This is a genomic window from Pseudomonas sp. 10B238 (genome assembly GCF_000970615.1).
In the GTDB taxonomy this organism is placed as follows: domain Bacteria; phylum Pseudomonadota; class Gammaproteobacteria; order Pseudomonadales; family Pseudomonadaceae; genus Stutzerimonas.
In genome coordinates, this window is the sequence record NZ_KQ033939.1 from 158,211 (window position 1) to 167,921 (window position 9,711).

Sequence of the window (9,711 nt, forward strand, 5' to 3'; positions counted from 1 at the left end):
GCTGCGCGCCATCCAACACCGCGCAGATACTGAACTGTAAAGAAATTCGTATGGTTTTAGCCTGAACAGGTAGAAAATCTTTACAAAATCGCTTTTCCACGATGATATTGCTAGCCGAGCGATGCGCTCGGTCCAGCATGCTGTTTTTGGCCAGCTGCCTTTTTTGCTGCATGCAGCATGTGCTCACATATCGTAACGTCACGCGCCCTTCTGAACAATAGGCCCATTTCACGCATAGACTGCTATAAGTCAGCTGCCTTGCCCAAGCCAGTTGAAGCAGCTTCATGGCTTATAGCCTACGATGGAGAAATGGCTCTACGAAATGATTAATCGCGCCCCTAACGGCAACACATTGCAGACCGCACTATGAACGAAGCTTTAGCTACTGATGAGTATCATCAGTGAAGGACCGACGAAAGTATCTGTAAATAAATCATGAGAAGAGCAAGACTGGGCTTTACTAATAGGTTCAATCACGCATATAACCAGCCCGGGCTAAGTAGTATCCTCTATGATTGTGCGAAACTGCGGGACACCCTGAGACTCAGCTTTTCAAGCAGAAAATGGGGAAATTATGCATACCTTTGTAAAGCACATTAGCGGAAAATATCTTATAGAGCTTCCGGAGCAATTGGTTAGATCAATGCATATTACCGCCGGCGATAGATTATATATTTGGGAGGTAACAGCTGACGGAATGAAACGCATCGTCGTAACAAGCTCGCCGGTGCATCCGGAAGCCCCCTCCATGTCCGACGCATGCCATGAAAATCACTATCAAGTGCAGCAACTCGAGAATCTCGCTCTGACAATATTTTCATCAAGAGAGATGGCTGATCGCTGGTTATCGAATCCTAAAGGTTACCTCAATGGCCTCAGCCCTCTCGAGGCAGCAAGAGGCGGACGCATGGACGAAGTAATGGAACGATTGGCGCAATTAAAGAGTGGCTACTTCTAGATTTTAACGCGCTTTGTTTGAATATATCCGCATTCGATTTTAAAAAATAAAACCCCATCATTCGTACCTGCCGCTCACTCAAGCTAATCTCTCATCCGCATGACCTAGGCAAGACGTAACACCAGGGTTGTGCCGTCCAACTTTGCAAACGACAAGCTAAAGGCAGCAACTGTTTTTGGGCGTGTAAATGTGGCTTCTCGTTAAAAATGAGAAAATAACTGGGTGTCGTCAGGACCCATCGGGTTAGTCAAGACCCGCTTTCTCGGTAAATCAAAAACTCTCCAACCAACGCCGCGACGGTGCTGGGCTCTACATAGGTCGTGTCAGCTACATCATAGACACAACGGAGCTCGCCCCCGGCCTGCTCAAGGGCAAGATAAAGTGACACCAGTCTCTCCATCCGCCAGTGTTTAGTCCCATTGAGAACCGGCGAACTAACAAGCATGACATTAGTTACGCTTAGTTCCTCATTCTGGGCTTTCAATAGCTCATCCAGATTGCGCCAACTGGCAAAAAATGCAGATTTCGGACAGATATTTGCTCCGGAACCAATCGCTATGTTCACAAAAAACCATGACGACTGGCCGAGCATCTCTACGGTGTCCCATAGCTGGAAACCGAGTCCGTTCGGCTCGATTCCTAAATCAAGAGCTTGCAGGTGCGTGGTAAACATAAAGACCTCCACCAGAAATGAACACTATAGTTTGTAGCTCTATAGTGTGCGCTAGTGCCTTATAGTTCCTTTTGCGGGTTGGCGAAATGGAGCTAAATGAAGCATTCGGGCAAGCCCTTCGAGACGCTCGCAAAGCGCAAGGACTGACTCAGGAGTCATTTTCAGACGTTAGCAGTCGTACCTACCTCAGCATCTTGGAGCGCGGACTCAAAAGTCCGACTTTAGAGAAGGTCGACGAACTTGCTGGTCGCCTGGGAATTCATCCATTGTCCCTGCTGTTTAGGGCGTATTTAGTAAAGGATCAAAATCAAGACTTTGAGCAACTATTAGCTTTGGTAGCTGCTCAGGTTCAACCATACCTTCGGGCTGAAGAGTGAAATTTATGCCGAACACGGGAGGGTGATGGCGTCAGCTGCTAACGCGGCTGTAAGGGCTACATCACAAGGCCCAGGCCTGCAGGCCTGTTACCGGAAGAGACATGAAGATCAGGGAAGATGTCTTGAGCAAACCACGCCGGAAGGCCCGGCTCGACTGTTCGCGACTTGGGCGTTGGGCTGACAACAATCCCAGCACCAACTAGCCGGGAAAGCTCATCGATTGATGCACGCGACGACAGTCCAGTGAACGCCTTGAACTCGCTGCGAGGCAGAAAACCTTGTGTAAGCAAGGCCAGCACAACCGGTGCACTTTCCGCTCGAGCCCCGATAGCCAAAAGGCGCTCATTCGTTTTGAAGGACCGGATAACCCTTTCCCGCAGCTTTTCTCTGTTTAGAGCCTCGGTCATGTAATCGACCTGGTCGAGGCAGACATCGAGCATGAACTCGATGAAAGCGAAGTAGTACTTTTGCGACATCTGCCCGCGGCCATCGTAATCACCCTCTCTCGGGCGATCTGCCATAGACAGCACTCGGTAGTAGTCATCGTGCCGGCGAGCCAGCCCACGCGACAGGGACCAAAGGTACGGTTGAAGGCCAAGCTGAGCGAGCTGCAGATGCGTCATCATGCGCGCCACACGGCCGTTGCCGTCGAGAAACGGGTGAACCCATGCCAGTCGGTGGTGATTGGCAAGCGCAGCGATAAGCCGGCGCCGGGGATCCAGACTCGAGCCAAAGAATGTTTGCAGATGCTCTAGCATCGACCGGGCGGCCGCCGCGGCTGGTGCGACGTGATTCCTAACTACCACTTCGTCATCAGGCCCGCTACGCAGTTGTCCGGGCACCAGGAACCTGCCGTCTGACATACGCCGGCTGGTTTCGCCTGTCCCGCTGAAAAGCCGCTCGTGCACGGAACAAATCAGTTGGGGCGAAAACATGGCTCGGAACTCAGGGCGCCTCCAGCGCATGGCGCGCTCGAACAACCGCTGCGTATCCATATGCTGAACGGTAAGGTCCCGGAGCAGCTGGCGTTCCTTCCTCGCTGTGCTTTGTGCTTTCTGCATCGAGGCTGGCTCGCAGTACTGGCCCTCGATCAGGTTCGAATAGTAGGCATTGGTGATGAGCAGCAAATTACTCAACCGAGCAGCCGTTTCAGGAGCAAGCCGGCCGGCAAGAAACCCCACTTTGACAGGAAGTGCGTCGGCCTTGTCGATGATCGACTGGGGAAGCAGCTCGGGAAGGACTGGGTCCAGCCAGCTCTTTGAAGAGATGAGCGTCATCGGAATCGCCTGCCGCGCTTATTCGCTGGTCTGCTTACAATGACATATGCACATTTCCCTGCCTACAATTTCTCCCTGTAACACTCGCCGAATGCGGCGCCGCGTATTTCCGAGTGTTTCCATTCTGCACATCTCATAGCACATCTCAGCACCTGCGCGGATGCTGCCTGGCTGCACTTCAGAAGCCTCTGACGTGCTTGTTATCAAATGTTCGTCAAGCAATATCCTAGTTCGCCTGCTGAAGCAGAATCCCCTTCCTTGCATGGCACGCTAATCTATATGAGAAGTAAGCTTCGTCATCCGACTGATAGTCTGGCGGCAAGCCAAGCGCAACAGGCAAGCGCAGTCTGAACAGAATAGCGAGCGCGAAGACGTTGTAGTGTTGCGCTTGGCCTGTTGCCACATAGCTAGTCGCACGTCGCTACAAATGGCTGTCATCAACACGGACCGTGATTCGAGTGACTGAATATGGAACCAAATGTGGTGGAAAAAGAACTGCTTAAAGACGTGCAGGATCTAGCGGAGCAAGTTTTCGAGGATCGCGCACTCGCGTCGGAGTGGATGGCCAGACCAAACTTAGCGCTTGGTGGAAACTCTCCAGTTATCAGCTGCTCCTCCGTCCGTGGCGCACAGGAAGTCCGGAGAGTACTGTGGGCTATTGCTTATGGCGGCGTAGTTTAGTGGCGTAACTAGTAATGCGGCTATGGCGATAATCCGAATGAGCCTAGCGCTAGGGCTCGATCCTTAGCCTCTGCCAAACCGCAGTAGAGTCTTGGTTTATCACTGAGTAGTAGTCCGCTTTGGGCCAGAAGTGGTCAATCGAGTATGTCTAAAAAGGCTTTTCATTGCTTTGCTGGAACTTCCCCAGACTCAGCAGAGATCGAAAGCGGTGAGATCCAATCCTTGCGTGAGGGGGAGGCAAATGATGGTGCATGAATCGCCCCGGATTTCCTAGACACTTTCCAGGCTCTGGAAATAGCGTTTTTCAAACTCTACCGGCGACAGCTGGTTGTTGAAACCATGCCGGCGTTTTGGGTTGTAGAACATCTCGATGTAGTCGAACACATCAGCGCGAGCATCTTGCCTGGTGCTGTAGATCTTTCGCCTGATCCGCTCTCGCTTCAGCAACTGGAAAAAGCTTTCCGCTACCACGTTGTCATGGCAGTTACCACGTCGACTCATGCTGCCAAGCAAGTTGTTGGTTTTCAGGAAGCTCTGCCAGTCGCCGCTGCTGAACTGGCTACCTTGGTCTGAGTGAATCATCAGCTCCTGCTTTGGCTTACGCCGCCAAACCGCCATCAGCAATGCATCGATAGCCAGGTCGCTGGTCATCTGCTGCTTCATCGACCAACCGATTACCTGCCGCGAAAACAGATCGAGTACCACCGCCAAAAATAATCAGCCCTCATAGGTGCGGATGTAGGTGATGTCCGTAACCCAGACCTTGTTGGGTTCGGTGACATTGAATCGACGCTCAAGATGATTTGGTGAGGCCACTGGAGGGGTCATGCCGAGATAAAGGGAAAATTCACTCACTCCGCTCGTAACGTGTTGATGCCAAACGAGTTTACCAAATAGACCGCACAGCCTCTGATCGTGGACTATCTTTTCTGACTCCTCAGAAAAGGAGTTCCTATGGCTTCATTAGAGCGTACGGCGTATCCCACCCTGCCAAAGGCGTATTCAAAAGCTGAACTGCAGCGTGATTTTTCGTTCTCAGATGATGAGATTAAGTGGGTACGGAGCAAGTCCAAGGCCCCCTTTCACCTCAATCTCGCCGTTCTTCTCAAGACCTTTCAGGTGCTCCGATATTTTCCTGATATCACCGACGTCCCTGGTCAACTGGTGGACTTCATTCGCGGAGAGTTAGGTCAGCGTAGCAAGGTGAAACTCGCGGAATACAAGTGGTTCCAGCAATATCGCCACATGAACGCGATCCGAGCTCGCCTCGGTGTGACGGTATTCTACGGCTCCGATGCCATGGAGCTCGCCGAGCGGCATGCCAAAGCGATGTCGTTTGTGCTTGACCAGCGCGCCGACATCATCAACTCCGTAATCGAAGAGCTGATCTGCCAAGATTACTCGACTCTAAATGATCTCGCTGAGCGAATTCATGCCGAATCCCAAGAGGCAATATTCAACCTCGTAGTAACCAGAACGCCAGTCGAGGTGATCCACAAGCTAAAGGATCTGCTCGACACTGACTTCGGCCGACGCCAGAGTGACTTCAATACGCTGAAGCAGTCACCCAAGAAGCCATCTCGCAAGCACCTAGAGGTACTGATCGACCATCTGGCTTAGCTAGAGAGCTTCGGGGATCTGGGTTCCATTTTTGAAGGAATTGTCGACACTAAGATCCGCCACATTGCTGCCCAAGCCGCGGCGTCGGACGTAGCCGAGTTGAAGGACTGCTTACTGCCGAAGCGCTACACGCTGATGCTGGCCTTAATCTACCGCATGCGCATGCGGACCCGGGATCATATGGCCGAGATGTTCAGCCCCGCGCGCCGAACGCCATTCATTTAACGCATGCGTCCTCGCTTATTCCCGCGAGAATTCCACAAGCCTTAACTTCCCGCCCATCGTTGCAATTTGCCCGCAGCGAAACGAGTTGTCGTTCCAGTGATTGCAAAGCGGCTATCTGAGACCTGACTTGAGAAATGTGATCATCAAGCAAGGCATTAACGGCCGCACAAGGCCGGCCAGGGTCATCTTGGTAACTTTGGAGTGCATGAATTTCTGGAAGTGAAAGATTCAGAATTCGGCAGCGTCGGATGAACGCTAGCCGCTCGCCATGCTTCTCGTTGTAAACCCGATAGCCGTTCGGCTGACGATTAGGCGGAGGTAACAATCCCTGCTGCTCATAGAAGCGGATCGTCTGTGTATCAATCCCTACTAGCCTTGCTAACTGACCAATGCGCATCGCGCGAATCCTCTTCGGTTCTCTGCGTTATTGACCTTATGGTAGCTATAAGGTTTTTAATGATCCCATCTTCGATTTCAAGTGGAGCCGTATCATGAGCAAATCCGATGGCGATCGTTGCGGCTGCGATGCGACACCAGCCGCCGATGCCGGTGTGCAAAACCCTGCCGATACGACAGCACAATGGGTCAGTGTTTACGCCGTGCCAAAAATGGATTGTCCATCAGAAGAGCGAATGATCCGCTTGGCCCTGAGTGGTTTGGACGGAATTCGGAAGCTGACTTTTGATTTGTCGGACCGTCGGTTAGATGTCATGCATTGCGGTGCCGTTGAGCCCATAACCACAAAGCTGGCGACGTTAGGGCTAGGCGCCACTCTTCAGAAAACCGTCGCTGCCGACCCAGAGATGATCAAAGCCGCCGAGAATTCGGCGGACTCTACACAGGAATCCCGCTCCCTGCGTTTACTGTTAGGCATCAACGCCTTCATGTTCGTGGTAGAGATGACCGCTGGCCTGATCGCCAGGTCCACGGGCCTGATTGCCGATTCGCTCGATATGTTCGCTGACGCGGCAGTGTACGGCCTAGCCCTTTATGCAGTTGGACGTAGCGTCAGTCTGCAGGTGCGTGCTGCACACCTTGCTGGTGTTCTCCAGCTAATTTTGGCACTCGGCGTGCTCGTAGAGGTGATTAGGCGCTTTGTATTCGGTAGTGAGCCCGAGTCGCTGATAATGATCGCCGTTGCGTTCCTGGCATTGCTCGCCAATACGGGCTGTCTGCTGCTTATTTCCAAACACCGGGAAGGTGGTGCTCACATGAAAGCGAGCTGGATATTCTCCGCCAATGATGTGGTCATCAACATGGGGGTTATAGTCGCCGGAGCGCTCGTCGCTTGGACTGGGTCCAACTACCCAGACCTGATTATCGGTACCGTTGTGGGATTCATCGTTCTAAACGGCGCTCGGCGTATTCTGGCGCTCAAGAGCTAAAGAAGCTCCCGTTACAGAAAAAGGCGTCGTCATGCCTCTAAGCCATCCGGGTCTAGCGGCGTCAGCTAAAACTGGCGACGCAGCTTTAGCCGTTAGCGGATGGTGGGTATTGTAGAACGTGGGCTGCAAAGTCCATCAGCGAGACGAAGCCGCACTGATCGGCTTTCCTTCACGCTGTTGGTGGTAGCCCCGCTTAACCAATCAGCTCTACGAATGCCTGAGTGATCACAACCGCTGCGGCCAATGCGCGAACGGACTTTGGGAGCGCCATCGTCAGGAAAAGCACTACAAGCGAGTTGTGAGTGCTTGAACTGAAGGCCGATAGCTGGAGGCGATCTCGATGTGCGCTAGTGCTACGTTCTAGTGACAGTCCCCGTGCCCAAAATGTGGTCTGCAAATTCGATCAGGCTAGCTAATCGGTCAGGACCACGGATGGCATCGCGCTGGAGGTGGAAGCCATGCATTCCCAGCCTTTCGGGACCGAACACATCGGCCTCCAATGTATCGCCGATCATTGCAATGGAAGACGCTTTGCAACCCAACCGCTTTAGCAGATGTTCGTAGATCGCTGGCTCCGGTTTGATCGCGCCCACCTCGAAGCTCCAGGCATAGGCGTCAAACTCAGGCAGTAGCAACTTGGCAGGTATGGCATAGGGGGTAGCCAAGTTGGAGCACAGCGCCACTTTCAGCCCCGCTCTCTTAAGGCTTTCCAGTGCCCGCAGGGCATCATCATAGGGACGCACGCTGGCCAGTTCCGCGTAGAGATCAAGCTCCAAAATAGCAAGCTCATCGTTACCTAGTTGTGTACCAAACAGGTCGGCGGCGCCGGCCAGCCCCAAGTTTCGTGTCATCAATGTCCTGGCATCATCGGCCCTAGGTTGACGACCTTGGCTGCGTACCTGTTTTAAGAGCTTGCGAAATGGCCGCCGTCGTTCACTGATTTGCAGGAGTGTGCCATAGACATCAAAAATTACGGCTTCTATCAAAACAGAGCACCTGCGCTTAGGCTTTGCACGGTTCGGTATTCATTAAAAGAAAGCGGCCGGGCTTCGGATAAGGGAGACATAGGCTAGGCCAGCAAGCGGTATTCGCGCGAGCTACTTTTTTCAGCAGCTCGCTTCAGCATTCGTACGACCTGACATACCGGAGAACCTGACAGAAATGTAATGGTTACTTCAGCCTTTGGTCAGGACGCTTTGCATATATTGGTTGTCGGACGCTGTAAGCATCGGAAAAACCACAAACGTCCCCGCAGTAGGCTGTTCGTTGCTAACCAATCCATAAGGAGCCCGCATGACCTCCTCGCATTGCCACCATCAGCCTGACCAAACGAAAGGATCAGCACCGCTCACAGACCCGGTCTGCGGGATGAAGGTGAAAGAGAACAGCGAGCATGAGCAGGATTACCAAGGAACCACTTACCGCTTCTGCAGCCAGGGGTGCCGGACCAAGTTCCGTTCTGACCCTGCTAGATATCTTGCTGCACAGCAGGCTCATGGGTCATCGCCTCAGGCATCCACGCCGCCCGCACAGAAGGCGTCCGCCGGTGATGCAACGACCGAGTACACCTGCCCGATGCACCCTGAGATCCGCCAAATGGGTCCAGGTGATTGCCCTATCTGCGGGATGTCATTGGAACCTCTGATCCCTGAACTCGACGAGGAGGAGAATCCCGAACTCAAGGACTTCTCGAAGCGATTCTGGTGGTCTCTGCCCCTGACCGTAGCAGTAACCCTGTTGGCAATGGCGGGACATGCGATACCGCTGTTTCACGGGGCTAGCCAGAACTGGGTTGAACTGGCCCTCACGACCCCGGTTGTCTTGTGGGCAGGCTGGCCATTTTTCGCGCGCGGTCTCGCCTCGGTCAAACATCGCAGCCCAAACATGTGGACCTTGATCGGGCTTGGCACGGGGGCTGCCTATATTTACAGCGTCGTAGCAACCCTCTTACCGAGCATGTTTCCAGAGTCATTCACAGTAGGCGGCCGGATAGGCGTTTATTACGAAGCCGCCGCGGTGATCATTTCATTGACTCTGCTGGGCCAGTTGCTGGAATTGAAGGCCCGCTCGCAGACGTCCTCGGCAATTAAGTCCCTGCTTGGCTTATCACCTAAAACCGCTCGCCGTATCGCCAAAGATGGTTCAGAGGAGGACATCCCGCTCACACATGTTCATGAGGGCGACCATCTGCGCGTTCGTCCTGGTGAAAAGGTACCCGTTGATGGAGAGGTATTGGAGGGCGAGAGCGCCGTCGATGAATCCATGCTAACGGGCGAGCCGGTTCCGGTGACGAAGCGGACAGGCGATTCGCTTATCGGCGCGACGATGAACACGAGCGGCTCGCTTGTCATGCGAGCCACCAGGGTTGGCTCCGGGACTATGCTTTCACAAATCGTCCAGATGGTTGCGAATGCACAACGCTCCAAAGCACCCATGCAGCGAATGGCAGACACGGTTGCAGGTTATTTCGTGCTGACGGTCATCGGTATCGCCTTGCTGACATTCTTTGCATGGG

The 9,711-nt window shown here is 53.2% G+C and carries 9 protein-coding genes and 3 pseudogenes; 6 read left to right on the forward strand and 6 right to left on the reverse strand.

The features are described 5' to 3' along the window. Positions 1-574: 574 nt before the first annotated feature. On the forward strand, positions 575-958 hold the full coding sequence (locus RT21_RS23345; protein WP_082082187.1) for an antitoxin Xre/MbcA/ParS toxin-binding domain-containing protein: 384 nt from the start codon (positions 575-577) through the stop codon (positions 956-958). Between the two features lie 247 nt (positions 959-1,205). On the opposite strand, the gene RT21_RS18945 is transcribed toward RT21_RS23345, so the two are convergent. Then, positions 1,206-1,631: a hypothetical protein gene (locus RT21_RS18945; RefSeq protein WP_046163954.1), complete on the reverse strand. Its 426-nt coding sequence runs from the start codon at positions 1,629-1,631 to the stop codon at positions 1,206-1,208. A gap of 86 nt (positions 1,632-1,717) precedes the next feature. Between RT21_RS18945 and RT21_RS18950 the strand changes: the two genes are divergently transcribed. Next, complete coding sequence (locus RT21_RS18950; RefSeq protein ID WP_046163955.1) at positions 1,718-2,008, forward strand: helix-turn-helix domain-containing protein; 291 nt, start codon at positions 1,718-1,720, stop codon at positions 2,006-2,008. A gap of 56 nt (positions 2,009-2,064) precedes the next feature. Here RT21_RS18950 and RT21_RS18955 read toward each other — a convergent pair whose 3' ends face one another. Next, the gene (locus tag RT21_RS18955) at positions 2,065-3,285 is read right to left on the reverse strand and encodes a Fic family protein (protein ID WP_052724768.1); all 1,221 of its coding nucleotides are present in this window, start codon (positions 3,283-3,285) and stop codon (positions 2,065-2,067) included. 468 nt (positions 3,286-3,753) lie between these two features. Between RT21_RS18955 and RT21_RS24480 the strand changes: the two genes are divergently transcribed. After that, positions 3,754-3,966: an MbcA/ParS/Xre antitoxin family protein gene (locus RT21_RS24480; RefSeq protein WP_082082188.1), complete on the forward strand. Its 213-nt coding sequence runs from the start codon at positions 3,754-3,756 to the stop codon at positions 3,964-3,966. Positions 3,967-4,236: 270 nt separating this feature from the next. On the opposite strand, the pseudogene RT21_RS18960 reads toward RT21_RS24480, so the two are convergent. Beyond that, a pseudogene (locus tag RT21_RS18960) lies at positions 4,237-4,791 on the reverse strand (IS3 family transposase); the annotation flags it as partial. A 129-nt stretch (positions 4,792-4,920) separates the two neighbouring features. Between RT21_RS18960 and RT21_RS18965 the strand changes: the two are divergent. Then, a pseudogene (locus RT21_RS18965) lies at positions 4,921-5,781 on the forward strand (DUF4158 domain-containing protein); the annotation flags it as partial. Between the two features lie 22 nt (positions 5,782-5,803). On the opposite strand, the gene cadR reads toward RT21_RS18965, so the two are convergent. Further along, positions 5,804-6,208, reverse strand: a complete 405-nt coding sequence (gene cadR, locus RT21_RS23355) for a Cd(II)/Pb(II)-responsive transcriptional regulator (RefSeq protein WP_082082189.1) — start codon at positions 6,206-6,208, stop codon at positions 5,804-5,806. Between the two features lie 94 nt (positions 6,209-6,302). On the opposite strand from cadR, the gene RT21_RS18970 reads away from it, so the two are divergent. Further along, a complete protein-coding gene (locus RT21_RS18970) occupies positions 6,303-7,196 on the forward strand; it encodes a cation efflux transmembrane domain-containing protein (RefSeq protein ID WP_046163957.1) in 894 nt (297 codons plus the stop codon). Positions 7,197-7,389: 193 nt separating this feature from the next. Here the strand turns inward: RT21_RS18970 and RT21_RS24200 are convergent. Both RT21_RS24200 and RT21_RS18975 read right to left on the reverse strand, forming a co-directional pair. Continuing rightward, positions 7,390-7,515 (reverse strand): annotated as a pseudogene (locus tag RT21_RS24200) (arsenic resistance protein); the annotation flags it as partial. A gap of 34 nt (positions 7,516-7,549) precedes the next feature. Continuing rightward, entirely contained in the window at positions 7,550-8,182 is a 633-nt protein-coding gene (locus RT21_RS18975; RefSeq protein WP_036998676.1) for an HAD family hydrolase, read from the reverse strand. 307 nt (positions 8,183-8,489) lie between these two features. Between RT21_RS18975 and RT21_RS18980 the strand changes: the two genes are divergently transcribed. After that, positions 8,490-9,711, forward strand: a 1,222-nt coding sequence (locus tag RT21_RS18980; protein WP_046163974.1) for an HAD-IC family P-type ATPase, incomplete at its 3' end; no start/stop codon positions are given.

Coding starts and splice junctions, on each gene's coding strand:
- RT21_RS18955 (WP_052724768.1), bottom strand. CDS start 3,285: ATGACGCTCATCTCTTCAAAGAGCTGGCTGGACCCAGTCCTTCCCGAG.
- cadR (WP_082082189.1), bottom strand. CDS start 6,208: ATGCGCATTGGTCAGTTAGCAAGGCTAGTAGGGATTGATACACAGACG.
- RT21_RS24480 (WP_082082188.1), top strand. CDS start 3,754: ATGGAACCAAATGTGGTGGAAAAAGAACTGCTTAAAGACGTGCAGGAT.
- RT21_RS18950 (WP_046163955.1), top strand. CDS start 1,718: ATGGAGCTAAATGAAGCATTCGGGCAAGCCCTTCGAGACGCTCGCAAA.
- RT21_RS23345 (WP_082082187.1), top strand. CDS start 575: ATGCATACCTTTGTAAAGCACATTAGCGGAAAATATCTTATAGAGCTT.
- RT21_RS18945 (WP_046163954.1), bottom strand. CDS start 1,631: ATGTTTACCACGCACCTGCAAGCTCTTGATTTAGGAATCGAGCCGAAC.
- RT21_RS18970 (WP_046163957.1), top strand. CDS start 6,303: ATGAGCAAATCCGATGGCGATCGTTGCGGCTGCGATGCGACACCAGCC.